The sequence below is a fragment of the Massilia sp. BSC265 genome (assembly GCF_000740675.1).
GTDB lineage: Bacteria > Pseudomonadota > Gammaproteobacteria > Burkholderiales > Burkholderiaceae_D > Telluria.
Genome location: NZ_JPXI01000005.1, coordinates 1 through 23,960, shown reverse-complemented (window position 1 = coordinate 23,960; position 23,960 = coordinate 1). Strand labels below are relative to the sequence as shown.

The window sequence follows — 23,960 nt, the reverse complement described above, 5'->3', positions numbered from 1 at the left end:
GCCAGCTGCGTGAACGCCAGCTCGTGCAGAGCATGTCACGCAAGGGCAACTGCCTCGACAACGCGGCCATGGAGAGTTTCTTCGCAGTCCTCAAGTCCGAGTTCTTCTACCTGAACAAGTTTTCCACCGTCGATGAGTTGCGCGATGGCTTGACTGACTACATCCGCTATTACAATCACGACCGCATCAAGCTCAAACTAAAAGGCCTGAGTCCCGTTCAGTACAGGACTCAGGCCTTGGCCGCTTAGCAAACTAACCGTCCAACTTTATGGGGTCAGTTCACATGCGGTGGCGTTTTTATTTGCTCAGCTCTTGCGGACGAATTCCGATTTCAGGCTCATGGCGCCGAAGCCGTCGATCTTGCAATCGATGTCGTGGTCGCCCTCGACCAGGCGGATATTCTTGACCTTGGTTCCCTGCTTGACCACGCCGCCCCCGCCTTTCAGCTTGAGGTCCTTGATGACGGTGACGGTATCGCCGTCCTGCAGCAGGTTGCCGGAAGCGTCGCGCCACACGCGCTGCGTTTCCTGCTCCGTCGCGGCCTTGACCGGCCATTCATGCGCGCATTCCGGGCAGACATAGTTTCCGGAGCCATCCTCGTAGCTCAGGGAGGAACTGCAGGCAGGGCAGGGCGGAAGAGAAGTCATGGCGGTATCCGGTAAAAACAGAGGGCACAATGCAAAACGCCACCCGAAGGTGGCGTTTTGCTGAATCTTGGTGGCCCGGGGCGGAATCGAACCACCGACACAAGGATTTTCAATCCTCTGCTCTACCAACTGAGCTACCAGGCCAAGAGAGGCATGATTATAGCCAGCGATTTTCATCTGCGCAAGCCCCCATGCGCACGGTGCGCCTGGCAAGCGGATGTGGCACGCTCAAGATGCCCAGCGCGCTGTTGACATCTCGCTATAATGTGTTTTATGACTACTACCACCAACATCGCCGCCCAGTACCGCAGCGACGTCTGCATCGTCGGCAACGGCGCCATCGCCAAGACTGCCGCCCTCGGTTTCGCCCAGTCGGGATACAGCGTCACCCTCTTGGTGCCGCCATCGCGCCCGGCGCTAGACGGAGGACATGCGCCAAGCTCGTCCGCGGCGGAAAAACCCTGGGATGTGCGCGTCTACGCCCTCAACCACACGGCCCACGACCTGCTGGCCTCGCTCAAGGTCTGGGGCGCCCTCGACCTGGCGCGGGTGCAGGCGGTCGACGCAATGGACATCAATGGCGACGGCCAGCAGGGCGGCAAGCTCGGTTTCGACGCCTTCGGCGCCCACGTCGGCACCCTGGCCTGGATCGTCGAGGACAGCAACCTGAACGGCGCGCTGGACGCGGCGCTCAAGTTCGCCGCCAACGTCCAGATGGTGTCCGGCTGCGCGGTCGACCTCACCTCCAGCGACCTGGGGGCGGCCGTGCTGCTGGAAGACGGCACCAGGATCGCCTGCGAACTGGTGATCGGCGCCGACGGCCGCGAATCCTGGGTGCGCGGCCAGTGCGACATCGGCGTCGACTACCGCATGTACCACCAGCGCGCCATCGTCACCAATTTTGCCTGCGACAAGCCGCACCACGGCGTGGCCTACCAGTGGTTCACCTGCGCCGACGGCATCATCGCGCTGCTGCCGCTGCCGGGCAATCGCGTCTCGCTGGTGTGGTCGGCCCCGGAAACCCTGGCCGATACCCTGATGGACGAGTCACTCGGCGAGCTGGCGATCCGCCTGGCTGAATATGCCGACGAGAAGCTCGGCACCCTGCGTCCCTTGCAGCCGGAAGCCGTCAAGGCGGTGCCGCTGGCGCTGGTACGCCCGCACTCGCTGGTCGCCCCGCGCGTGGCGCTGGTGGGCGACGCCGCCCATGCGGTGCACCCGCTGGCCGGCCATGGCATGAACCTGGGCTTCGGCGACATCGTCGACCTGCTGGACGTGCTGCGCAACCGGGAAGACCGGCGCGGCATCGCCGACGAGCGCGTGCTGGCGCGCTATGCCCGCAAGCGCAAGGAAGACGTGCTGCTCATGCAATGGGCAACCGACGGGCTCGAACGCTTGTTCGGCGCCAATCTGGAGCCGGTGCGCGTCGTGCGTAATTTCGGATTAAACTTGCTCGATAAATTGCCCTCAGTAAAGCGTCGTCTGATGGCGCATGCGATGGGCAAGTAACCACCGAGCCTTTAAGGAATTGTCATGTTGAAAACGAAGGTCGCCGTCCTGCTGGCGACGGGCCTGCTCGCATCCTGCGTGGAAGCGCAGAACACCACCGAAGCCACCATCAAGAAGGCGCTCGAACCGCGCCTGGGCGGGGCCAAGATCGAATCGGTCCGCGAGACGCCCTATAGCGGCCTGTATGAAGTACGCGTCGCCGGCGACATTCTGTACACGGACAAGAAGGGCGACTACCTGTTCATTGGCCATGTCTACGACACCAAGACCTCGACCAACCTGACCCGCGCCCGGGTCGAGGAGATCAACAAGATCAAGTTCAGCGAGCTGCCGCTCGAGCTGGCGCTCAAGCAGGTCAAGGGCAACGGCAAACGCGTCATCGCCGTATTCGAGGATCCGAACTGCGGCTACTGCAAACGCCTGCGCCAGACCACGCTCAAGGAAATCGACAACGTCACGATCTACACCTTCATGTACAACATCCTGTCCGAGGATTCGTTCACGAAGTCGAAGAACATCTGGTGCGCACCGGACCGCGTCAAGGCACTGGATGACTGGATGATCAACGGCAAACTGCCTCCCGCTGCGCCGGACGCCTGCAAGACACCGAACGACGAAGTGCTGGCCCTCGGCCAGAAGTTGCGTATCCAGGGTACGCCGGCCATTTTCTTCGCCGACGGTTCCCGTATCCCGGGTGCGATCGACCTGAAGGGGCTGGAGGCCAAGCTGCAGTCGCTGAAGTAAACCGTAGGGTGGGCGGCTGAGCCGCCCACGCGGTGATTGTTAGCTGCAAGATCATCCGGAACGAAAACGGAGCCGGTAATTACCGCCGCGTGGGCGGGAGACCCGCCCACCCTACGAAGAACGATAACAACTACGTAGTCCAAACAGGGAGCAGTACATTGGTCACCTTGAACATCAACGGGCGCGACCTCCAGGTCGACGCCGATCCCGGCACGCCCATCCTCTGGGCGCTGCGCGACAACCTCAACATGACGGGCACCAAGTTCGGCTGCGGCGCGGCGCTGTGCGGCGCCTGCACCGTGCACCTGGACGGCAACCCGATCCGCTCCTGCGTCACGCCGATCTCGGCTGCGCAGGGCCAGAAGATCACCACCATCGAGGCGATGGAGAACGACAAGGTCGGCAAGGCCGTGCAGGATGCCTGGGTCAAGCACGACGTGCCGCAGTGCGGTTACTGCCAGAGCGGCCAGGTGATGAGCGCCGTGGTCCTGCTGCGCGCCAACAAGCGCCCGAGCGATGCCGACATCGACAACGCGATGAGCGGCAACATCTGCCGCTGCGGCACCTACCAACGGATCCGCGCGGCCATCAAGGATGCCGCCAACACCCTGGCCTGAGGAGAGCGCGATGAACTTCGACTGGATCGATCGCGCTGCCGCCGCACGCGCTGCCGGCGCCGGGCTGTCGCGCCGCGGCTTCCTGAAGGCCGCCGGCGCCGCCACCGGCGGGCTGGTGCTGGGTTTTACCCTGCCGGGCGCGCATCGCTTTGCACAAGCTGCTGATGCAAAAGTGTATGCGCCTAATGCCTTTCTTCGGGTTGCGCCGGACAACACCATCACCGTCATCGTCAACCGCCTCGAATTCGGCCAGGGCGTGCACACCTCGCTGCCGATGCTGATCGCCGAAGAACTCGACGCCGACTGGTCGCAGATGCGCGGCGAGCTGGCCCCGGCCGGCGACGCCTACAAGGATCCGGCCTTCGGCATCCAGATCACCGGCGGCTCGGGCAGCATCGCGCGCGGCTTCACGCAGTACCGCGAGATCGGCGCGCGCGCCCGTGCGATGCTGGTTGCTGCAGCGGCCGAGCAGTGGAAGGTCGAGCCTTCGCAATGCAGCACCTCGAAAGGCATGGTGCTCGGCCCGAAGGGGCAGAAGGCAAGCTACGGGTCGCTGGCCGAGGCCGCGATGAAGCAGCCGGTGCCTGCCACCGTCGTACTGAAGGAGCCGAAACAGTACCGCTACATCGGCAAGCCGATGCGCCGCATCGACGCGCGCGCCAAATCGAGCGGCCGCCAGCAGTTCGGCATCGACTTCACGCCGGACAATGTGCTGACCGTCCTGGTGGCGCGCCCGCCGGTGTTCGGCGCCAAGGTCACGAAGTTCGATGCCGCCGCCGCCCGTGCCGTCAAGGGCGTGGTCGACGTGCTGGAAGTGGACCTGGACCGCGACGCCCGTGGCGTTGCCGTGTTCGCAAAAGGCTACTGGCCGGCGAAGCAGGGCCGCGAGGCGCTGCAGGCCGAGTGGGATACGAGCAGCGTGGAGAAAGTCAGCAGCGCGCAGCAGCTGGAAGAGTTCCGCAAGCTGGCCAAGGCCCCGGGCGGCGCCTCGGCGCGCAAGGCCGACGTGTCGCCACTGGCCGGCGCTGCGCACAGGATTTCGGCGGTCTATGAATTCCCCTACCTGGCGCATGCGCCCATGGAGCCGCTCAACTGCGTGGTCGACCTGAAGGACAACGCCTGCACGATCTGGGCCGGCACCCAGTCGCAGACGGTCGACCAGCAGGTGGCGGCAGGGATCCTCGGCCTCAAGCCGGAGCAGGTAACAATCAATACCATGATGGCCGGCGGCGGCTTCGGCCGCCGTGCGGTGCTCTCGTCGGACTGGATCGGCGACACGGTCCGGGTCGCCAAGGCGTGGCGCGCGGCGGGTGGAGGCGGCCCCGTCAAGCTGGTGTGGAGCCGCGAGGACGACATCCGCGGCGGCTACTACCGCCCCTCCTACGTGCACCGCGCCGACCTCGGCATCGACGGCAAGGGCCAGATCGTGGCCTGGGACCACAAGATCGTCGGCCAGTCGATCATGGCCGGCACCATCTTCGAGCAGGGGATGGTCAAGGACGGCGTGGACGGCAGCACCGTCGAAGGCATGGGCGAGCCCTATGTCGTGCCGATGAACCTGGCGGTCGAGGGCGTGAAGCAGAACGTGCCGGTGCTGTGGTGGCGCTCGGTCGGCGCCACCCATACCGCCTACGTGATGGAGACGCTGATCGACGAGGCGGCGCACATCGCCAAGGTGGATCCGGTCGCCTACCGCAAGAAGTTGATGGGCGAGAAGCACGTGCGCCACCGCGCGGCGCTCGACCTGGCGGTGGCGAAATCCGGCTACGGTACGAAGAAGCTTCCGAAAGGCCGCGCCTGGGGAGTGGCGGTGCACGAGTCCTTCGGCTCGGTGGTCGCCTACGTGGTCGAGGCCTCGGTGGTCGAGGGTGTTCCGAAGCTGCACCGCGCGGTCGCGGGCGTGCATTGCAACCAGCCGGTCAACCCGCTGACGATCGAGGCGCAGGTGCAGGGCGCGGCCCTGATGGGCCTCGGCATGACCCTGCCGGGCGCCGCGATCACGCTCAAGGACGGCGAGGTCGAGCAGCAGAACTTCGGCGACTACGTCGTGGCCCGCCACCACGAGATGCCACAGGTCGAGGTGCACGTCGTGCCCTCGAACGATCCGCCCACCGGCATCGGCGAGCCGGGCCTGCCGCCACTGGCGCCGGCCTTTGCCAACGCCGTGTTCCGGCTGACCGGCAAGCGCCTGCGCAAGCTGCCTTTCGACCTGGCCTCGGCGTGAAACCGACGGTCTTGACCGGCATCCTGCTCGCTGCCGGCCGGGGCCGCCGCTTCGACCCTGTGGGCCAGCGCAACAAGCTGCTCCAGCAGCTGCCCGGCGGCGAACCGGTGGTCGTCGCCAGCGCGCGCCGCCTGCTCGCCTGCGTGTCACGCGTGGTCGCGGTGGTCCGGCCCGAAGATGGCGGGGTGCACGCGGCCTTGCGCGCGCTCGGCTGCGAAGTGACTGTGTGCCCGGATGCCGATACCGGGATGGGCGCTTCGTTGGCCCATGCGATCCGCCAGTCATTGCCGACCGAGGGCTGGCTGGTGGCGCTGGGCGACATGCCTTTTGTAACGGAATCCACGCTGGCTGCGCTGCGCGACGCGGTACAGGCGGGCGCCGGCATTGCGGTGCCGGTGCACGGCGGACGGCGCGGCAACCCGGTCGCTTTCGACGCCTGCCACTGCGACGCGCTGCTGGCGATGCACGGCGACCAGGGCGCGCGCCGGCTGCTGCAGGCGTATCCGGTGCTGGAAATCGCAGTGAGCGACCCCGGCATCCTGCGCGACATCGATACGCCCTCCGACCTGCCGGAATGAAGTATGCATGCCATTCTTTCCAGTGCTGATCGAATCCGATTACACTAGGGAGCATATTCAGGCCGCATCCCCCTACAAATATGAAAAAACCTTCCCAACGCAAGAAGTCCGAGCAGCCCGCCATCCTCTACACCATCGTACCCAAGGATTTGGCCGGCCACCTGTTCAACGTCACGGTCACGGTAGCGGCCCCCGACCCTGAGGGACAGGTATTCACGCTGCCGGCATGGATCCCCGGCAGCTACATGATCCGCGAGTTCGCCCGCAACATCGTGCGCATCCGCGCCGAAAGCGGGGGCCAGGACGTGCTGCTGACCAAACTGGACAAGCACTCCTGGCGCGCCGGGCGTACCAGCGGTCCGCTGACCGTGCACTACGAGGTCTATGCCTGGGACCTGTCGGTCCGTGCCGCCCACCTCGACCAGACCCACGGCTTCTTCAATGGCACCAGCGTGTTCCTGCGCGTGGCCGGCCAGGAGCTTCTGCCCCACCAGGTGGACATCCAGCGCCCCGGCGACCCGGTTGCGAAGAGCTGGCGCGTCGCTACGGCGATGAAGGAACTGGGCGCCAAGCGATACGGCTTCGGCACCTATATCGCCGCCGACTACGACGAACTGATCGACCACCCGGTCGAGATGGGCGACTTCGAGCTGGCCACCTTCAAGGCGCATGGCATCCCGCACGACATCGTCATCACCGGCCGCGTGCCCAACCTCGACATGGCGCGCCTGCAGGCGGACCTGAAAGCCATCTGCGAAACGCAGATCGCCTTCTTCGAGCCGCACACCAAGCGCGCGCCGATGGACCGCTACGTCTTCATGACCATGGCCATCGGCGACGGCTACGGCGGCCTGGAGCACCGTGCTTCCACCGCCCTGATCTGCGCGCGCGCCGACCTCCCGAGCACGGCCAACCCGAAGAGCGCCGAACCGGGAGAGGGCTACCTGCGCTTCCTGGGCCTGTGCAGCCACGAGTACTTCCATACCTGGAACGTCAAGCGCATCAAACCGGCGGTGTTCGCACCGTATGACCTGCAGGTGGAGAACTACACGCCGCTACTGTGGCTGTTCGAAGGCTTCACCAGCTATTACGACGACCTGATGCTGGTGCGCGCCGGGATCATCGGCGAAGCGACCTACTTCAAGCTGCTGTCCAAGACGGTCGGCGGCGTCCTGCGCGGCAGCGGACGCCTCAAGCAGAGCGTGGCCGATTCGAGCTTCGACGCCTGGAGCAAGTACTACCGCCAGGACGAGAACTCGCCGAACGCGATCATCAGCTACTACACCAAGGGTTCCCTGATCGGCCTGGCCTTCGACCTGACCATCCGCGCCAAGACGAATGGCAGCAAGTCGCTCGACGACGTGATGCTGGCGCTGTGGGAGCGCTTCGGGCGTGACTTCTACAACGGCGCGGGCCGCGGCGTGACGGACGCCGAGGTCGAGGCGATCTTCGACGAGGTGGCCGGCACGCGCCTGCGCACCCAGTTCGAACGCTGGGTGCGCGGCACCGACGACCTGCCGCTGGCCAAGCTGTACGCGCCCTTCGGCGTCAAGCTGGTGGACGAGCGCAAGGGCGGCAAGCCTTCGCTCGACGCCGGCATCGGCCGCGACCCGCTGGGCGCCAAGCTGACCCAGGTGCATGAAGGCGGCGCCGCGCACCGCGCCGGCCTGTCGGCGCACGACGTCGTCATTGCGATCGACGGCCTGCGCGCCACCGGCAATCCGTCCAACGTGGACACGCTGTTGCAGCGCTACCGCGTCGGCGACAAGGTCACCGTCCACGCCTTCCGCCGCGACGAGCTGATGGCCTTCGACGTGACGCTGCAGGGCGACCGGATGCCGACCATCACCCTGTCGCAGGCCGTCGCCGGCAAGAAGTCGACTGCCTTGAAGCGTCCTAGCAGCGTTTGACAGGTCGTTATTTGTAGGGTGGACGGCTTTGCCGTCCGCGCGTCCAAACCGAACATGCACTGAGGCTCATTTGAAGAACGCCCTGACCGCCGCCGTCCTGTCCTTCTGCACCGCATCCGCATCCGCCCAGCTCCCCGCCCCGCTAAAAACCGACATCACGACCCGCGTCAACGCCATGTACCCCTGGCTCGACACAGTCTACAAGGACCTGCATGCCAACCCCGAAATCGCCTTCCAGGAAGTGCGCACCGCCGGCAAGCTTGCCGCCGAGATGCGCAAGCTCGGCTTCGAGGTGACCGAAAAGGTCGGCAAGACCGGCATCGTGGCCGTGCTGAAGAACGGCGCCGGCCCGACGGTGCTGGTGCGAACCGAGATGGACGGCCTGCCGATGGAAGAAAAGACCGGCTTGCCCTATGCCAGCCGCGCCAAGGCGGTGAGCGACGGCCGCGAGAGCTTCGTGACCCATAGCTGCGGCCACGACGTTCACATGGCCGGCTGGCTCGGTACGGCGCGCGTTCTTTCCGAGATGAAAGCGAACTGGAAGGGCACGCTGATCTTCATCGCCCAGCCGGCAGAAGAGATCGTCTCCGGCGCCAAGGCGATGCTGGACGATGGCCTGTTCAAGCGCTTCCCCAAGCCCGATTATGCCTTCGCCCTGCATTCCTGGCCGCTGGCGTACGGTACCGTCGGCTTCAATTCCGGCCCGGTGTCGTCCAACTCGGACGCGATCGAGATCGTGTTCAAGGGCCGCGGCGGCCACGGCTCGGCGCCGGACAAGTCGGTCGACCCGATCATGATCGCGGCCCGCTTCGTGGTCGATGTGCAGACGGTGGTCAGCCGTGAAAAAGATCCGAAGGAATTCGGCGTGGTGACGATCGGCGCGATCCAGGGCGGCACGGTCGGTAACATCATTCCGGACAACGTGCAGGTGCGCGGCACCATCCGCTCGTACAGCCCGGCCGTGCGCGCCAAGCTGCTCGACGGCGTGCGCCGCGTCGCCAATGCCTCGGCCGCCATGGCCGGCGCACCGGCCCCGGATGTGCAGTTGATCAGCGGTGGCGCCGCCATCGTCAACAGCGAAGCCTTGGTGGCCAAGACCGAAGCAGTGTTCAAGGATGCCTTCGGCGCCGCCAACGCCCAGCGCATGCCGGCCATGACCGCCAGCGAAGATTTTTCGCTGTTCGTCAACGAGGGCGTGCCGTCGATGTTCTTTTTCACCGGCGTGTATGACCCGAAGGCGGTGCTTGAAGCCGAGCGCCCCGGCGGCAAGCCGATCGCCTTCAACCACTCGCCCTTCTATGCGCCGGTGCCGGAACCGTCCATCAAGACAGCGGCACAGGCGATGAGCCTGGCGGTGCTGAATGTGCTTGGCCGGTAAGGACTTCAAGGCCTTGGCGAGCCGTCGCCCTGCCATCATGTGACAGGAAGCTCACGTTCCGCATCATCCAGGCAACGAGTATTTTCCAAATTAAAATATTCGTTGCTGAACAGAACTGCATTCCTTATAACGGTCGTTTTCACAACGAATCCGGCAAACAAGCCGGTATCCATTCAAGGGAATGGCCTTCGGTAACATCATCTTCGGCGGAGTCGTATGGGCGGGCGTGGACGTCGCTTCGGGCGCCGCCTACGACTATCCAAACCTGTTCCAGATCATGATAAGCCAGACGGCCCTTGCCCCAGCCGCTGCGCCGGGCACTGCGCAGGCGGATGCAATAGTGCCTGCACAGGCCGCTGCCGGCGGATCGAACTGATCGTGCCGGGATGCCGGACAAGGGTCGGCATTCTGAAGCGCATCGAATGCAAAAAGCACGTGCGGGTCACGTGCTTTTTCTTTTTATTGCGGCCCGGCCAGCGTGCGTAGCTGGAAGCGGTAGTCGCGGTCGAACAGGAAGGTCTCGGAGAAGGTCACCGCGCCGCTGTTCGCTGCGAGCAGGCCCTGGGGGCGGGGCAGCGGCCCGCTGCGCAGCATCGAGGCCAGCGCGACCCTGGATGCATCCGGATCGCGCGAGCGCTGCACTCTTACGTCGGTCATCTGGCCGTCCCGGTCCACCGTGATGTTGACGACCACGATCGCCGGCAGCATGGGCGGCAGGCGTCCGCTGAAGGTGCGGTCGGCATTGCGTTCCACGATGTGGCGCGCCACGTGCGCCTTGTAGGCGTCGAGCGTGAGGGACGGTGGGGGAGCGGGTGCGGCCGTCGGCTCGCGCTCGGTGGCAATCGAGCTTCGATCTTCGACGGGAACGGGAGGTGGAGGACTGGCGCATCCGCACAGGATTGCCAGCAGCGTGGTGGGTACGAGCGCGTGCAGCGCTTTACTGCGAAGAGAAATGTTCATGGCAGATGAATGAAACGTCGCAGGTTGGCGCTTCAAGAGCGCTTAGCTTCGACGCTGTTCATTCATCCTTAGTTCCGCTGAGCTTAGTCAGCCGCGGATGTCAGCCAAACAATCTCTGCAGCTCGACCCCAGGCTCCGGCGCCCGCATAAAGGCTTCCCCAACCAAAAAGGCATGCACGTTCGCCTCGCGCATCCGCTGTACGTCCGCCGGCCCCATGATGCCCGACTCGGTCACCACCAGGCGCTCCGCCGGGATCCGCGGCAGCAGGCCGAGGGTGGTATCGAGCGACACCTCGAAGGTACGCAGGTTGCGGTTGTTGATGCCGAGCAGCGGCGTCTTCAGTTTCAGCGCCGCGGTCAGTTCGTCGCCATCGTGCACCTCGACCAGCACGTCCATGCCGAGCTCAATTGCGCAGGCTTCCAGTTCCGCCATCAGGCCATGGTCCAGGGCCGACACGATCAGCAGGATTGCATCGGCGCCCATGTCGCGTGCCTCGTACACTTGATAGTGGTCGACGATGAAGTCCTTGCGGATCACCGGCAGCGCGCAGGCCGCGCGCGCCTGGCGCAGGTAGTCCACCGAACCCTGGAAGAACTGCACGTCGGTCAGCACCGACAGGCAGGCTGCGCCGTGCTCGGCATAGCTTTGCGCAATCGCCGCCGGCTGGAAGTCCGGGCGCAGCACGCCTTTCGACGGCGAGGCTTTCTTCACTTCCGCAATGATGCCGGCGTGGCCTGCCGCGATCTTGTTGCGCAGGCTGTTCTCGAAACCGCGGATGGCGCGGCGTGCCCCTCTGTCGCTTTCCACGTCGCGGCGCAGGCTGGCCAGGTCGCGCGCCTTTTTCGCAGCCGTGACTTCGTCGGCCTTGACGGCCAGGATCTTGTTCAGAATATCGGACATGAGGGACTTCAGTGTTGTTTGGAAAGTGCGAGCTTCACGCCGAGCCAGACGAACAGGCCGCCGGTGGCGCGGTTGAGCCATAGCGAGACGGTCGGGTTGAGCTTGAGGCGCTCGCTGGCCTTGGCCGTGGTCAGGGCGAGGGCGCAGCACCACAGCATGGCGTTGAAGTTGAAGATGGCGCCGAGGACGATGAAGGCCAATGCCTTGTTCGGTGCGTCGAAGCTGATGAACTGCGGGACGAAGGCCAGGAAGAACAGGGCGACCTTCGGGTTGAGCACATTGGTCAGGAAACCCTGCGCGAAGATCTTCCGGTAGGGCAGGGCAGGCAGCACCGGCGCCGCGACAGCGCCGTCGGCCTTGCGGGCACGCAGCAGGCCCACCGCCATGTAGAGGATATAGGCCGCGCCGACCAGCTTCACCACCGTGAACGCGGTGGCCGAGGTCGACAGCACCGCCGACAGTCCCAGCGCGGCGGCGAAGATGTGCACCAGGGTGCCGGCGCCGATGCCGAGCGAGGCCGCGACGCCGGCACGCCAGCCCTGGGTCGCGCTGCGGGTCATGATCAGCAGCGAGTCCGGGCCCGGCATGATGTTGAGGAGCAGGCCGGAAATGACGAAGAGGGGGAGGTCATGGATGCCGAACATGCCGGTCCTTTCAAGCCTGGCCGCCGAGCTGGCGGGTGACGGCGACGAACTGCTCGAGCTTGGCCAGGGCCGCGCCGGAAGCGATCGTGGCGCGCGCCTTCGCCAGGCCTTCCTCGATCGAGCCGGTGACTCCGGCCGCATACAGGGCGGTGCCGGCATTCAGGGCCACGATGTCGGTCGCCGGACCGGGCTCGCCGCGCAGCGCTTCGATCACGCGCTCTTTCGATTCCGCGGTGTTGGCCACTTTCAGGTTGCGGCTCGAGATCATCGACATGCCGTAGTCTTCCGGATGGATCTCGTACTCGCGGATCTCGCCGCCCACGAGTTCACCGACCAGGGTGCCGGCGCCGAGCGAGACCTCGTCCATGTTGTCGCGGCCCCACACCACCATCGCATGCTGGGCGCCGAGGCGCTGCAGCACGCGCACCTGGATGCCGACCAGGTCGGGGTGGAACACGCCCATGAGGATGTTCGGTGCGCCAGCCGGGTTGGTCAGGGGGCCGAGGATGTTGAAGATGCTGCGCACGCCCAGTTCGCGGCGCACCGGCGCCACGTGCTTCATGGCGGCGTGGTGGTTGGGTGCGAACATGAAGCCGATGCCGGTCTGGGCGATCGACTGGGCGATCTGTTCGGGTTTCAGGTCGATCTGGGCGCCGAGCGACTCGATCAGGTCGGCGCTGCCCGAGGACGAGGACACGCTGCGTCCGCCGTGCTTGGCCACGCGCGCGCCGGCAGCGGCCGCCACGAACATCGCGGCGCTCGAGATGTTGAAGGTGTGGGCGCCATCGCCGCCGGTGCCGACGATGTCGAGCAGGTTGGTGGTGTCGGCCATCGGCACCTTGGTCGAGAACTCGCGCATGACCTGGGCGGCGGCGGTGATCTCGCCGATGGTTTCCTTCTTCACGCGCAGGCCCATGGTCAGCGCCGCCACCATGGTCGGCGACATCTCGCCCGACATGATCTGGCGGAACAGGTGCAGCATCTCGTCGTGGAAGATCTCGCGGTGTTCGATGCAGCGCAGCAGGGCTTCTTGGGGGGTGATCGGCATGGCTATTCCAGTCAATAAGCGTAATTCGGGCTTTACTGCGCGGGCTTTACTGCGCTGGCACGGCGTCGCCGTCGCGGCGCATGCGTGAGCGCATCAGCGCGCGAGGAAATTCTTGAGCAGGGCGTGGCCGTGTTCCGACAGGATCGACTCGGGATGGAACTGCACCCCCTCGATGTCGTACTCCTTGTGGCGCACGCCCATGATTTCGCCGTCGTCGGTCCATGCCGTCACTTCCAGGCAATCCGGCAGCGAAGCGCGTTCGATCGCCAGCGAGTGGTAGCGGATCACGGTGAACGGGCTAGGCAATCCCTTGAAAACGCCTTCGCCGGTGTGGGCGATGAGCGAAGTCTTGCCGTGCATGACCTGCTTGGCGCGGATGACGTTTCCGCCGAAGGCTTCGCCGATGGCCTGGTGGCCGAGGCACACGCCCAGGATCGGCAGCTTGCCCTTGAATTCGCGCAGGATGTCGAGCGAGATGCCGGCATCCTTCGGCGCCTTCGGGCCCGGCGAGATGCAGATGCGCTCGGGCGCCATTTTTTCGATCTCGGCCAGGGTGATCTCGTCGTTGCGCACGGTGCGCACGTCCTCGCCCAGTTCGCCCAGGTACTGGACGATGTTGTAGGTGAACGAGTCGTAGTTGTCGATCATTAGCAGCATGTCAGAACTCCCCATCCAGGCCGTCTTGCACCTGTTCGGCCGCGCGCAGCACGGCGCGCGCCTTGTTTTCCGTTTCCTGCCATTCCATCTCGGGGATCGAGTCGGCCACGATGCCGGCCGCGGCCTGCACGTACAGGTTGCCGTCCTTGATCACACCGGTGCGGATCGCGATCGCCACGTCCATCTCGCCGCCAAAGGAGAGGTAGCCGCAGGCGCCGCCGTAAATGCCGCGTTTGACGGGCTCGAGTTCGTCGATGACTTCCATCGCCCGCACCTTCGGCGCACCGGTGAGCGTCCCGGCCGGGAAGGTGGCGCGCAGCACGTCGAGGTTCGACATGCCGTCCTTCAGTTTGCCTTCGACGTTGGAGACGATGTGCTGCACGTGCGAGTACTTCTCGATCACCATCCGGTCCGTGACTTTCACGCTGCCGGTCTCTGCGATGCGGCCGATGTCGTTGCGCGCCAGGTCGATCAGCATCACGTGCTCGGCGATCTCCTTCGGGTCCGACAGCAGTTCGGCCGCCAGTTCGGTGTCGCGTTCCGGGGTGGCGCCGCGCGGGCGGGTCCCGGCGATCGGGCGCAACGTGACCTTCTTGCCGCCCTCATTGCCAACACCTTGCAAAGCTTCGTTGCGCACCAGGATCTCCGGCGAGGCGCCGACGATCTGCATGTCGCCGAAGTTGTAGTAGTACATGTAAGGCGACGGGTTCAGCGAACGCAGCGAGCGGTACAGCGACAGCGGCGAATCCACGTAGGGCTTGCGGATGCGCTGGCCGATCTGCACCTGCATCAGGTCGCCCGCCATCACGTATTCGTGGGCCCTGGCCACCGCTTTTAAATAGTCTTCCTTGCTGAAGTCGCGCACCGCCTCGGTACGCACCGAGCTGGAAGTGACCGGCGCATCGACGCTCCGGCGCAGCATGACGCGCAGGTCTTTCAGCCGCTGGCGGGCCTTGGCAAAGGCTTCCGGCTGGGCCGGGTCGGCGTATACGATCAGGTAGAGCTTGCCCGAGAGGTTGTCGATCACGGCCAGTTCTTCGGTCAGCAGCAGCTGGATGTCCGGCAGTCCCAGCTCGTCGCGCGGGCAGCTGTTCTCCAGCTTGCGCTCGATGTGGCGCACCGTGTCGTAGCCGAAGTAGCCGGCCAGGCCGCCGCAGAAGCGTGGCATGCCGGGACGCAGGGCGACCTTGAAGCGCGCCTGGAACTGTTCGATGAAATCGAGCGGATTGCCTTCGTGGGTCTCGACCACTTCGCCGTGCTTGACGACTTCGGTACGCTTGCCGCTGTTGCGGATCAGCGTCGAGGCGGGCAGGCCGATGAAGGAATAGCGGCCGAAGCGCTCGCCGCCGACCACCGACTCCAGCAGGAAGGTGTTCTTGCCGGTCTGCTGGGACTGGGCCAGCTTGAGGTAGAGCGTGAGCGGGGTTTCGAGGTCGGCAAAGGCTTCCGCGATCAGGGGAATGCGGTTGTAGCCCTGGTTGGCCAGCGATTTGAATTCGAGTTCGGTCATGCTTTTCTCCAGACCGCCCAGGGGAGGAAGGGCGGTGGTTCACTTCAAAAAACCTGCAGGTCGGCGCACATCGCGAGCACGGCCGGCAGCAATCGGGGACGGGTTAGTTGGCCCAGGATTGCCAGCGTCGCCACAGCCAGGCCTCAAGGGCGCCGGTCTGGTTGACAGTGTGTTTTTTGGTGAAAAACATGTATAGATAACTTATTTTGCGGTGTGGTTATGCGCAGATATCTGCTCTGCCGCTTCTAGCAGCGAACCCACTATACCATCAGAATTAATTTCTTGTACAGGCCGTCCGTGGTTATAACCATATGGGACCGTGAGCACGAAACAACCGGCGGCACGTGCGCTTTCCGCGTCGTTGGACGAATCGCCGATCGCCACCACCATGGATGGCGCCAGGTCCAGCGCGGCGCAGGCGCCCAGCATCGGCATCGGGTCCGGCTTTTTCTTCGCAAAAGAATCGCCGCCGAACACATGCTCGAAATACGGCGCCAAACCTTTCTGCTCCAGCAGGGGCAAAGCGAACGCAACAGGCTTGTTGGTCACGCACACCAGGCGCAGGCCCATGTCGAGCATGGCCTGCAGGCCGTCGATCACGCCGTCGTACAGCGTGCTGCGGTCGCCGTTGATATCCAGGTAGTGGCGCTGGTAGCCGGCTAGCGCCTCATCGAACACGGCGTCCACGCGCGCCGCATCCCAGTCGAGCAGCAGCGCGTCGCGCACCAGTTTTTCGGAACCCTTGCCGACCAGCGGCTTGATGGTCTCCTGCGTGATGGGAGCAAGGCCCAGGTCGGCGCGCATGCCGTTCAGGGCTGCCTCGAAGTCGGGCACCGTGTCGAGCATGGTGCCGTCCAGGTCGATGATGGCGGCCCGGACGGCCGCTGCGCCGCTGCGCATTACTTGCCCACTTTGGCCAGTTCCCCGCGCATCGCGTCGATCACGGCCTTGTAGTCCGGCTTGCCGAAGATGGCCGAGCCGGCCACGAAGGTGTCGGCGCCGGCGGCTGCCGCCTCGGCAATGTTCTCGGCCTTGATGCCGCCATCGACCTCGAGCATGATGTCGCGGCCCGATTCGTCGATCATGCGGCGCGCCATGGCAATCTTCTTGAGCGCCTGCGGGATGAAGGACTGGCCGCCGAAACCCGGGTTCACCGACATGATCAGGATCATGTCGATCTTGTCCATCACGTGTTCGAGGTAGTGCAGCGGGGTGTGCGGGTTGAACACCAGCCCGGCCTTGCAGCCGTTATCGCGGATCAGCTGCAGGGTGCGGTCGATGTGTTCCGAGGCTTCCGGGTGGAAGGTGATGATGTCGGCGCCGGCCTTGGCGAAGTCCGGGATGATGCGGTCGACCGGCTTGACCATCAGGTGCACGTCGATCGGCACCTGCACGTGCGGACGGATCGCCTGGCACACCAGCGGGCCGATGGTCAGGTTCGGGACGTAGTGGTTGTCCATCACGTCGAAGTGGATGATGTCGGCGCCGGCGGCGACGACATTGCGCACTTCCTCGCCCAGGCGGGCGAAATCGGCGGACAGGATGCTGGGGGCGATGCGGTAGGTGGTCATGGGCGGTCGTGCAAATAAAGGGAATCCGCTATTTTACGCTGATGAAGCGCAGGCCCGCTGCGCCCGGGGCGACCAGGAATGGCGTCGCGCGGTATGATTGTCGTTTGCGCCACACATGGCGTTTCCACCAATATTGACGATCACGCAAGGAACCCCCATGCCCGCCTATGAATTCGCTGTCAAGGTCAGGACCCAGTACCTGCCCGAACAGTCCAGCCCGGAACGGGACCAGTACGTGTTCAGCTATACGATCACGATTACCAACACGGGCAGCATCGCCGCCCAGCTGATCTCGCGCCACTGGGTGATCACCGACGCCAACAACGCAGTGCAGGAAGTGAGCGGCCTGGGCGTGGTCGGCCACCAGCCGCTGCTGCAGCCGGGCCAGCAGTTCGAGTACACCAGCGGCACCCAGGCGGCAACGCCACAGGGCTCGATGAAAGGCGAATACTTCTGCGTGGCCGAGGACGGCCACCGCTTCGAAGTGCCGATTCCCGAGTTCGTGCTGGCGCAGCCGGGGGCGCTGCACTGATTATTGCTCCCCGGCGTCGCGGCCCTTTTCGGCCCGCTCTTTGTGCGCCGGCTCGTCGCGCGGCACGTCCTTGCGGCCTGCGAACATCGTCCACCAGACGATAAAGACGAGCAGGAAGAGTGCCACGCCGGCTTCCACCATCAAGATCCACATATCGGTCCTTCAGTCTTATGCTTTCGACACGCCGCAGTGTAACCGCTTCGCTTGCCCTCGTCGCCTTTTTGGCGGCCTGCTCGACTACGCCGCCGCAGCCGCAGCCGCCGGCCAAGCCCGCCGAGCCGGTGCGCATGCCGCCGCCGGTGGGGCCGGTCTACGTGCCGGAGCAGCCCGCGCCTGCCCAGCCGGCACCGCCGGCCCCGCTACCGGCGCCGGTTCCCCTCATGACGCCGACGACCTTCAGCGCCTTGCCGGGCTGGGAACAGGATGACCTGCGCCAGGCCTGGCCGGCCCTGCTGCAGTCCTGCCGCGGCCTGGCCAGCAAGCCTGAGTGGAAAGCGGTGTGCGCTGCGGCCCGCGCTACCAACGGAAGCGATGGCGCCGCGGTGCGCCGCTTCTTCGAGACCTGGTTCGTGCCGAACCTGGTGCGCGCGGCCGACGGCGCCGATACGGGCCTGATCACCGGCTACTACGAAGCGATGCTGTACGGCTCGCGCAAGCGCAGCGGGGCCTACCAGACGCCGCTTTACCGGGTCCCGGACGACTTGCTCACAGTCGACCTGGGCAGCGTCTATCCCCAGCTGAAGGGCATGCGCCTGCGCGGCCGCCTGTCGGGCAAGACCGTGGTCCCGTACAGCACCCGCGCCGAGATCGCGCGTGCACCCTTGGCCGGAAAGGAGCTGTTGTGGGTGAACGACCCGGTCGAGGCCTTCTTCCTTGAAGTGCAGGGATCGGGCCGGGTGCAACTCGACAGCGGCGAAACGATACGCGTGGCCTACGCCGACCAGAACGGCCATCCCTACAAGGCAATCGGCCGCTGGCTGGTGGAGCAGGGCGAGCTTACCGCCGAGCAGGCCACCGCCCAGGGCATCCGCGCCTGGATCGCGGCCAATCCGGGGCGCCGCCAGGAGCTGTTCAACGTGAACCCCAGCACCATCTTCTTCCGTGAAGAGAAGCTGCCCGATCCCTCGCTCGGTCCGAAGGGCGCGCTCGGCGTGCCGCTCACGCCGGGGCGTTCGGTAGCGATCGACCCGGCCTTCATTCCGCTCGGTGCGCCGCTGTTCCTTGCGACCACCGAGGCCGGCAGCGAAGTGCCGATGCAGCGCCTGATGATGGCGCAGGATACCGGCGGCGCCATCCGCGGTGCGGTGCGGGCCGACTTCTTCTACGGCTTCGGTCCGGAGGCGATGGACCGGGCGGGCAAGATGAAGCAGCCCGGCATGATCTGGGTGCTGCTGCCGCGCGCGGTGCAGTAAGCGTTTACTCTTTCGCGTCCTTCAGGCGCGTGCCGAACACGCCGCCGGCCGCCAGCAGCACGGCACCGGCCGCGATGCAGCCCAGGCCCTCGCGCACGCCGAAGCTTTCACCCAGCCCGCCCGCCAGCAGGGCGCCCACTGGCGCCGCAGCCACGGTCAGGGCGCGCATGGTTGCCACCATCCGCCCCAGCACGGCGTCCGGCGTCACCCGCTGGCGCAGGGCGATGTAGGGCACGAAAAACAATGTCGCGCCGCAGTCGATCCAGAACACCACGATGGCGTAGGCGGCCACCGTCCATGCCGTGCTGCCGAACAGCGAGGGCGGGATCGCCGGCACCAGAGCGAAGCCGAGCGCCGACACGCATAGGCCGACCAGGATGCCGCCGCCGGTGCCGAAGCGCCGCGAGAGTGGCTTGACCAGCAGCGAGGCCGCCAGCACACCCAGGCCGCCCAGCATGTTGGCCATGCCCATGGTCCCCGGCGTCATGCCGAGCACGCGGGTGGCGAAGATCACGTGCAGGGCGGTGTAGCCATAGAACAGCAGGTGCCAGCACGCCGAGACCCAGGCGAGGGTGCGCAGCAGCGGCTGGTTCCACACAAAAGCCAGGCCTTCCTGGATATCGCGCAGCGGATGGGAGTTCGAGGGCGGCGGTTGCGGTTCGCGTGCGCGGATGCGGCGCAGATTGAGCAAGGAAATGATGAAACTCGCCACGTTGCACAGGATGGCGATCGGCGCGCCCAGCAGCTGCACCAGGCCGCCGGCCATGCCCGGGCCGAGCACCCGTGCGGCCGATTCCGTGGACGCGAACTTCGCCTGGGCGTCGACCAGGCCCTCGCGTCCCACCAGGAAGGTCAGGAACACCTGTTCCGCGCTGCCGCCCACCACGTGGCCGGTGCCGATCACGAAGCCGACCGCATACAGCCAGGGGATGGTGAGCATGTCGAGCCACCAGGCCACGGGCACGCTGGCGAGCGCAATTGCCACCATCAGATCGCTGCACATGATGACCGGCAGGCGCCGGCTGCGGTCCAGCAGGACGCCCGAGGGTAGCCCGAACAGCAGGAAGGGAAGGGACTCGAAGGCAGCCAGGGTGCCCATCTGCGCCGGGGTCGCATGCAGCATCAGTACCGCGCAGATCGGCAGGGCCAGCAGCGTGATCTGGGCGCCGAAGTGGGCCAGGATGCTGCTGAACCAGAATCGGCGGAAGTCTGGCTTGCGCATCACCGAATCGGCGGGAATGCGTTTTTGCAGCCAGGTGTGTAGCCGATGAGTGCCAAACGAAGGAATGGTGATCTCGCACAGAATATTGCTGAACAAATAATCATACCGTGTTTGATTCTGTGCGAGACGTTACAATCCCGGCAATCCGGTTAACCTCACAAGGGAAAGTCACATGGAATATGCAGATCTGCTGATCGAAAACCACGGCAAGGTCGTCGTGATCCGCCTGAACCGTCCGAAAGCGATGAACGCGCTGAACGACAACATGATGAACGAACTGGGCGACGCACTGGTCAAGTTCGACGCCGACCCGGCGGTCAACGTCATCGTCCTGACCGGCAGCGACAAGGTCTTCGCGGCAGGCGCCGACATCGCGGCCATGGCGAACTACACCTATGCGGCGGACACCTATCCGGGCAACTATATCGGCCGCAACTGGGAACACATCCTGAACATCCGCAAGCCGGTGATCGGCGTGGTGTCGGGCTATTGCCTGGGCGGCGGCTGCGAACTGGCCATGATGTGCGACTTCCTCATCGCGTCGGAGTCTGCCAAGTTCGGCCAGCCGGAAATCAAGGTCGGCGTCACCCCGGGCGCCGGCGGCACCCAGCGCCTGCCGCGCGCGATCTCGAAATCGAAGGCGATGGACATGCTGCTGACCACCCGCATGATCGACGCCGCCGAGGCGGAACGCACCGGCCTGGTGTCGCGGGTGTACCCGCTCGACACCGTGATGGAAGAGGCGATCAAGGTTGCCCAGGGTATCGCCGAGATGCCGGTCTCGGTAGCCATGCAGATCAAGGATTGCGTCAACCAGGCTTACCAGATGCCGCTGAACGAAGGCGTGCGCTACGAGCGCCGCTACTTCCACGCCGGCTTCGGCACCCCTGCACAGAAAGAAGGCATGTCGGCCTTCCTCGAGAAGCGCAAGCCGAATTTCGAAGGAATGTAAGCGATGAGGGCGGCATCGTTCCCGGCATTGCGTCGAGGAGCGGTGGCGCTCGTCATCGTCGCCGTGGCGGCCTATGGCTGCAGCGCGCTGCCCCCACTGGGCCAGCGCGTCGCCAGCTTCGCGCTGGACGGCACCCACACGACACGGCTGGGGCAGGCCATCGCCCCGCAGGCAGCCGCGCATCCCGGCCGATCCGGAGTCACTCCCCTGATCGACGGCCGCGATGCCTTCGCGGCACGCGTCCTGCTCGCCCGCAGCGCGGAGCGCAGCCTCGACGTCCAGTACTATATATGGCGCGACGATTTGACCGGTACACTGATGCTGGACGCCTTGCGCGATGCCGCGACGCGCGGCGTGCGCGTCCGCCTGCTGCTGGACGATAACAATACGAGCGGTCTCGATCCGGCCCTGGCGGCCCTCGACCGTGAACCGAACGTCGAGGTGCGTCTCTTCAACCCCTTCGCGCTGCGCCGTTGGCGCGGCCTCGGCTACCTCACGGACTTCAGCCGGCTGAACCGGCGCATGCACAACAAGTCCTTTACGGCGGACGGCCAGGCGACCATCGTCGGCGGACGCAATGTGGGCGACGAGTACTTCGGTGTCGCGGGGGACATGCTGTTCGTCGACCTCGACGTGCTGGCGGTCGGACCGGCGGTGCGCGACGTGTCGCAGGATTTCGACCGCTACTGGAACAGCGCATCGGCCTATCCCGTCACCACGCTGGTCGATACCGGCGAAGCGGAGCGCCCCGGCGCACTGGCCGAGCGCGCGGCGACCCTGCGCGGTCAGCCTGCGGCCCAGCGTTACCTGGAAGCGATCCGGACCTCGCCCTTCGTCAAGCAGCTGGTGCAGGGCCGGCTGCCATTGGCGTGGAGCCCCACCCGGCTCGTCAGCGACGACCCGGGAAAAGTGCTGGGACAGGCGGACCCGGACGAGCGAATGGCCGTCGGCCTGCGAAAACTGCTGGGGGAGCCGAAGCGGCAGCTCGACCTGGTTTCGCCCTATTTCGTCCCCAGCAAGGATGCCGCGCAGACGCTCGGCGACATCGCGCGTGCAGGCGTGCGGGTGCGCGTGCTGACCAATTCGCTGGAGGCGACCGATGTGGCGGCCGTGCACGCAGGGTATGCCAAGTGGCGGCGCGAGCTGATCACCGCTGGCGTTTCGGTGTTCGAGCTGCGCCGCACCTGGGGAGCCGAACTGCCCCAGCGAGGAAAGGGGCGTTTCGGCAGCTCTGCTTCGAGCCTGCATGCCAAGACGTTTGGTGTCGACGGCCGCGCTGTGTATGTCGGTTCCTTTAACATGGACCGGCGGTCGATCGACCTGAATACCGAAATGGGGCTGGTGATCGAGAGCCCGCAGCTGGCCGGGCAACTGGACCAGACCTTGGACGAAAGCATTCCCGAAACCGCCTATGAAGTTCGCCTGGACGAGCAGGGAAAACTGTACTGGCTCGAGCGCACAGGTGGCGAAGTCAGGCGTCACCACCAGGAGCCGGGAACGACAGTCTGGAAGCGCGCAGGTGTCCAATTGCTGTCGTTTTTGCCGATCGACTGGCTCCTTTAAAAATTTTCGACGAAGGCCTTGCGGAGCGGTGCAGCGGTTTGCTATAGTTCGCAACCGCTTCGGCAATGACCGAAAAAGTTCAACGAAATCAGATGGTTAAGTTGGCAAGGTTGGCAGACAAATCTGCGACGAAGTGGAAGAGGGGGTTGACGATGATCAGGAAACGCTGCATAATCTCATTCCTCTGCTGCTGACGAACACAACGCTTCGCACGGTGCAGCAAGGTAGTACAGAACAACGGTTCTTTAACAATCAACAGTCGATAAGTGTGGGCGTTTGATGAAGGTGCCGCTGGCTTCGGTCAGTGATTACTTAAATTATCAAATGTTCACAAGAAATAAACGTAAATCTTCGCAAGAAGGTTTCGTCAGTATTTTGAGTGAGCGACCCCTGAGAAATCAGGGTGACACGAAAGTGTCAACAAACAGAGATTGAACTGAAGAGTTTGATCCTGGCTCAGATTGAACGCTGGCGGCATGCTTTACACATGCAAGTCGAACGGCAGCGCGGGGCAACCTGGCGGCGAGTGGCGAACGGGTGAGTAATATATCGGAACGTACCCAGAAGTGGGGGATAACGTAGCGAAAGTTACGCTAATACCGCATACGATCTACGGATGAAAGTGGGGGACCTTCGGGCCTCATGCTTGTGGAGCGGCCGATATCTGATTAGCTAGTTGGTAGGGTAAAGGCCTACCAAGGCGACGATCAGTAGCTGGTCTGAGAGGACGACCAGCCACACTGGGACTGAGACACGGCCCAGACTCCTACGGGAGGCAGCAGTGGGGAATTTTGGACAATGGGCGCAAGCCTGATCCAGCAATGCCGCGTGAGTGAAGAAGGCCTTCGGGTTGTAAAGCTCTTTTGTCAGGGAAGAAACGGCCGAGGCTAATACCTTTGGCTAATGACGGTACCTGAAGAATAAGCACCGGCTAACTACGTGCCAGCAGCCGCGGTAATACGTAGGGTGCAAGCGTTAATCGGAATTACTGGGCGTAAAGCGTGCGCAGGCGGTTTTGTAAGTCTGACGTGAAAGCCCCGGGCTCAACCTGGGAATTGCGTTGGAGACTGCAAGGCTTGAATCTGGCAGAGGGGGGTAGAATTCCACGTGTAGCAGTGAAATGCGTAGAGATGTGGAGGAACACCGATGGCGAAGGCAGCCCCCTGGGTCAAGATTGACGCTCATGCACGAAAGCGTGGGGAGCAAACAGGAGTAGATACCCTGGTAGTCCACGCCCTAAACGATGTCTACTAGTTGTCGGGTTTTAATTAACTTGGTAACGCAGCTAACGCGTGAAGTAGACCGCCTGGGGAGTACGGTCGCAAGATTAAAACTCAAAGGAATTGACGGGGACCCGCACAAGCGGTGGATGATGTGGATT

The 23,960-nt window shown here is 64.6% G+C and carries 23 protein-coding genes, 1 tRNA gene and 1 rRNA gene; 13 read left to right on the top strand and 12 right to left on the bottom strand.

Annotation, left to right across the window (positions count from 1 at the left end):
• A partial coding sequence (locus MA09_RS00405; protein ID WP_036244293.1) for an IS3 family transposase occupies window positions 1–248 on the top strand: 248 nt, incomplete at its 5' end.
• 57 nt (window positions 249–305) lie between these two features.
• Here the strand turns inward: MA09_RS00405 and MA09_RS00400 are convergent.
• Window positions 306–647: a zinc ribbon domain-containing protein YjdM gene (locus MA09_RS00400; RefSeq protein ID WP_036244290.1), complete on the bottom strand. Its 342-nt coding sequence runs from the start codon at window positions 645–647 to the stop codon at window positions 306–308.
• A 68-nt stretch (window positions 648–715) separates the two neighbouring features.
• Window positions 716–791: transfer RNA gene (locus MA09_RS00395), tRNA-Phe, on the bottom strand.
• Between the two features lie 129 nt (window positions 792–920).
• Here MA09_RS00395 and MA09_RS00390 point away from each other — a divergent pair.
• The 7 genes from MA09_RS00390 to MA09_RS00360 all read left to right on the top strand — a co-directional run bounded on the left by MA09_RS00390 (window position 921) and on the right by MA09_RS00360 (window position 9,607).
• Window positions 921–2,156 (top strand): FAD-dependent monooxygenase, encoded by a 1,236-nt coding sequence (locus MA09_RS00390; protein ID WP_036244288.1) that lies wholly within the window; start codon window positions 921–923, stop codon window positions 2,154–2,156.
• A gap of 24 nt (window positions 2,157–2,180) precedes the next feature.
• Entirely contained in the window at window positions 2,181–2,900 is a 720-nt protein-coding gene (locus MA09_RS00385) for a DsbC family protein (protein WP_036244285.1), read from the top strand.
• A gap of 158 nt (window positions 2,901–3,058) precedes the next feature.
• Window positions 3,059–3,517 (top strand): (2Fe-2S)-binding protein, encoded by a 459-nt coding sequence (locus MA09_RS00380; RefSeq protein ID WP_036244284.1) that lies wholly within the window; start codon window positions 3,059–3,061, stop codon window positions 3,515–3,517.
• 10 nt (window positions 3,518–3,527) lie between these two features.
• The gene (locus MA09_RS00375; protein ID WP_036244282.1) at window positions 3,528–5,741 is read left to right on the top strand and encodes a xanthine dehydrogenase family protein molybdopterin-binding subunit; all 2,214 of its coding nucleotides are present in this window, start codon (window positions 3,528–3,530) and stop codon (window positions 5,739–5,741) included.
• On the top strand, window positions 5,738–6,319 hold the full coding sequence (locus MA09_RS00370; protein WP_036244281.1) for an NTP transferase domain-containing protein: 582 nt from the start codon (window positions 5,738–5,740) through the stop codon (window positions 6,317–6,319). Before MA09_RS00375 ends, MA09_RS00370 begins: the two co-directional genes overlap by 4 nt.
• Before the next feature lie 80 nt (window positions 6,320–6,399).
• On the top strand, window positions 6,400–8,229 hold the full coding sequence (locus MA09_RS00365; protein ID WP_036244280.1) for a M61 family metallopeptidase: 1,830 nt from the start codon (window positions 6,400–6,402) through the stop codon (window positions 8,227–8,229).
• A gap of 70 nt (window positions 8,230–8,299) precedes the next feature.
• Window positions 8,300–9,607 carry an amidohydrolase gene (locus MA09_RS00360; RefSeq protein ID WP_036244278.1) on the top strand — a complete coding sequence of 436 codons (1,308 nt, stop codon included), beginning with the start codon at window positions 8,300–8,302 and terminating at the stop codon, window positions 9,605–9,607.
• Between the two features lie 459 nt (window positions 9,608–10,066).
• Here MA09_RS00360 and MA09_RS24390 read toward each other — a convergent pair whose 3' ends face one another.
• The 8 genes from MA09_RS24390 to rpe all read right to left on the bottom strand — a co-directional run bounded on the left by MA09_RS24390 (window position 10,067) and on the right by rpe (window position 16,898).
• Window positions 10,067–10,567 (bottom strand): energy transducer TonB, encoded by a 501-nt coding sequence (locus MA09_RS24390; RefSeq protein WP_152594504.1) that lies wholly within the window; start codon window positions 10,565–10,567, stop codon window positions 10,067–10,069.
• 100 nt (window positions 10,568–10,667) lie between these two features.
• On the bottom strand, window positions 10,668–11,468 hold the full coding sequence (gene trpC / locus MA09_RS00345; RefSeq protein WP_036244277.1) for an indole-3-glycerol phosphate synthase TrpC: 801 nt from the start codon (window positions 11,466–11,468) through the stop codon (window positions 10,668–10,670).
• 8 nt (window positions 11,469–11,476) lie between these two features.
• Complete coding sequence (locus tag MA09_RS00340) at window positions 11,477–12,112, bottom strand: LysE family translocator (RefSeq protein WP_036244275.1); 636 nt, start codon at window positions 12,110–12,112, stop codon at window positions 11,477–11,479.
• A gap of 10 nt (window positions 12,113–12,122) precedes the next feature.
• Window positions 12,123–13,160, bottom strand: a complete 1,038-nt coding sequence (trpD, locus tag MA09_RS00335; protein WP_036244274.1) for an anthranilate phosphoribosyltransferase — start codon at window positions 13,158–13,160, stop codon at window positions 12,123–12,125.
• Between the two features lie 93 nt (window positions 13,161–13,253).
• On the bottom strand, window positions 13,254–13,817 hold the full coding sequence (locus MA09_RS00330; protein ID WP_036244272.1) for an aminodeoxychorismate/anthranilate synthase component II: 564 nt from the start codon (window positions 13,815–13,817) through the stop codon (window positions 13,254–13,256).
• Window position 13,818: 1 nt separating this feature from the next.
• Window positions 13,819–15,327, bottom strand: a complete 1,509-nt coding sequence (trpE, locus tag MA09_RS00325) for an anthranilate synthase component I (RefSeq protein WP_036244271.1) — start codon at window positions 15,325–15,327, stop codon at window positions 13,819–13,821.
• 201 nt (window positions 15,328–15,528) lie between these two features.
• Window positions 15,529–16,227, bottom strand: a complete 699-nt coding sequence (gene gph, locus MA09_RS00320) for a phosphoglycolate phosphatase (RefSeq protein ID WP_036244269.1) — start codon at window positions 16,225–16,227, stop codon at window positions 15,529–15,531.
• The gene (rpe, locus tag MA09_RS00315; RefSeq protein ID WP_036244267.1) at window positions 16,227–16,898 is read right to left on the bottom strand and encodes a ribulose-phosphate 3-epimerase; all 672 of its coding nucleotides are present in this window, start codon (window positions 16,896–16,898) and stop codon (window positions 16,227–16,229) included. Before rpe ends, gph begins: the two co-directional genes overlap by 1 nt.
• Window positions 16,899–17,055: 157 nt before the next feature.
• Here rpe and apaG point away from each other — a divergent pair, with 157 nt between their 5' ends.
• Window positions 17,056–17,430, top strand: a complete 375-nt coding sequence (gene apaG / locus MA09_RS00310) for a Co2+/Mg2+ efflux protein ApaG (protein ID WP_036244266.1) — start codon at window positions 17,056–17,058, stop codon at window positions 17,428–17,430.
• Here the strand turns inward: apaG and MA09_RS24970 are convergent, their stop codons facing one another.
• The gene (locus tag MA09_RS24970) at window positions 17,431–17,583 is read right to left on the bottom strand and encodes a hypothetical protein (RefSeq protein WP_200883012.1); all 153 of its coding nucleotides are present in this window, start codon (window positions 17,581–17,583) and stop codon (window positions 17,431–17,433) included.
• Between the two features lie 17 nt (window positions 17,584–17,600).
• On the opposite strand from MA09_RS24970, the gene MA09_RS00305 reads away from it, so the two are divergent.
• On the top strand, window positions 17,601–18,842 hold the full coding sequence (locus MA09_RS00305) for a murein transglycosylase A (RefSeq protein ID WP_051933048.1): 1,242 nt from the start codon (window positions 17,601–17,603) through the stop codon (window positions 18,840–18,842).
• A 4-nt stretch (window positions 18,843–18,846) separates the two neighbouring features.
• Here the strand turns inward: MA09_RS00305 and MA09_RS00300 are convergent, their stop codons facing one another.
• Window positions 18,847–20,064 (bottom strand): MFS transporter, encoded by a 1,218-nt coding sequence (locus tag MA09_RS00300; protein ID WP_081897337.1) that lies wholly within the window; start codon window positions 20,062–20,064, stop codon window positions 18,847–18,849.
• A 172-nt stretch (window positions 20,065–20,236) separates the two neighbouring features.
• Here MA09_RS00300 and MA09_RS00295 point away from each other — a divergent pair, with 172 nt between their 5' ends.
• The 3 genes from MA09_RS00295 to MA09_RS00285 form a co-directional block, all read left to right on the top strand.
• Window positions 20,237–21,016, top strand: coding sequence for an enoyl-CoA hydratase-related protein (locus MA09_RS00295; protein ID WP_036244264.1), 780 nt, complete (start codon window positions 20,237–20,239; stop codon window positions 21,014–21,016).
• 3 nt (window positions 21,017–21,019) lie between these two features.
• Window positions 21,020–22,579 (top strand): phospholipase D family protein, encoded by a 1,560-nt coding sequence (locus MA09_RS00290; protein ID WP_081897336.1) that lies wholly within the window; start codon window positions 21,020–21,022, stop codon window positions 22,577–22,579.
• Between the two features lie 433 nt (window positions 22,580–23,012).
• Window positions 23,013–23,960: ribosomal RNA gene (locus MA09_RS00285) — 16S ribosomal RNA — on the top strand; the annotation flags it as partial.

Bases quoted from the DNA above. Each gene is read 5' to 3' on its own strand.
- MA09_RS00300 (WP_081897337.1), bottom strand. From the start codon at position 20,064: ATGCGCAAGCCAGACTTCCGCCGATTCTGGTTCAGCAGCATCCTGGCC.
- MA09_RS00385 (WP_036244285.1), top strand. From the start codon at position 2,181: ATGTTGAAAACGAAGGTCGCCGTCCTGCTGGCGACGGGCCTGCTCGCA.
- MA09_RS00365 (WP_036244280.1), top strand. From the start codon at position 6,400: ATGAAAAAACCTTCCCAACGCAAGAAGTCCGAGCAGCCCGCCATCCTC.
- trpD (WP_036244274.1), bottom strand. From the start codon at position 13,160: ATGCCGATCACCCCCCAAGAAGCCCTGCTGCGCTGCATCGAACACCGC.
- MA09_RS00290 (WP_081897336.1), top strand. From the start codon at position 21,020: ATGAGGGCGGCATCGTTCCCGGCATTGCGTCGAGGAGCGGTGGCGCTC.
- trpC (WP_036244277.1), bottom strand. From the start codon at position 11,468: ATGTCCGATATTCTGAACAAGATCCTGGCCGTCAAGGCCGACGAAGTC.
- MA09_RS00330 (WP_036244272.1), bottom strand. From the start codon at position 13,817: ATGCTGCTAATGATCGACAACTACGACTCGTTCACCTACAACATCGTC.
- MA09_RS00305 (WP_051933048.1), top strand. From the start codon at position 17,601: ATGCTTTCGACACGCCGCAGTGTAACCGCTTCGCTTGCCCTCGTCGCC.
- MA09_RS24970 (WP_200883012.1), bottom strand. From the start codon at position 17,583: ATGTGGATCTTGATGGTGGAAGCCGGCGTGGCACTCTTCCTGCTCGTC.
- MA09_RS00400 (WP_036244290.1), bottom strand. From the start codon at position 647: ATGACTTCTCTTCCGCCCTGCCCTGCCTGCAGTTCCTCCCTGAGCTAC.
- MA09_RS00375 (WP_036244282.1), top strand. From the start codon at position 3,528: ATGAACTTCGACTGGATCGATCGCGCTGCCGCCGCACGCGCTGCCGGC.
- rpe (WP_036244267.1), bottom strand. From the start codon at position 16,898: ATGACCACCTACCGCATCGCCCCCAGCATCCTGTCCGCCGATTTCGCC.
- MA09_RS00295 (WP_036244264.1), top strand. From the start codon at position 20,237: ATGGAATATGCAGATCTGCTGATCGAAAACCACGGCAAGGTCGTCGTG.
- apaG (WP_036244266.1), top strand. From the start codon at position 17,056: ATGCCCGCCTATGAATTCGCTGTCAAGGTCAGGACCCAGTACCTGCCC.
- MA09_RS00340 (WP_036244275.1), bottom strand. From the start codon at position 12,112: ATGTTCGGCATCCATGACCTCCCCCTCTTCGTCATTTCCGGCCTGCTC.
- trpE (WP_036244271.1), bottom strand. From the start codon at position 15,327: ATGACCGAACTCGAATTCAAATCGCTGGCCAACCAGGGCTACAACCGC.
- gph (WP_036244269.1), bottom strand. From the start codon at position 16,227: ATGCGCAGCGGCGCAGCGGCCGTCCGGGCCGCCATCATCGACCTGGAC.
- MA09_RS00390 (WP_036244288.1), top strand. From the start codon at position 921: ATGACTACTACCACCAACATCGCCGCCCAGTACCGCAGCGACGTCTGC.
- MA09_RS24390 (WP_152594504.1), bottom strand. From the start codon at position 10,567: ATGAACATTTCTCTTCGCAGTAAAGCGCTGCACGCGCTCGTACCCACC.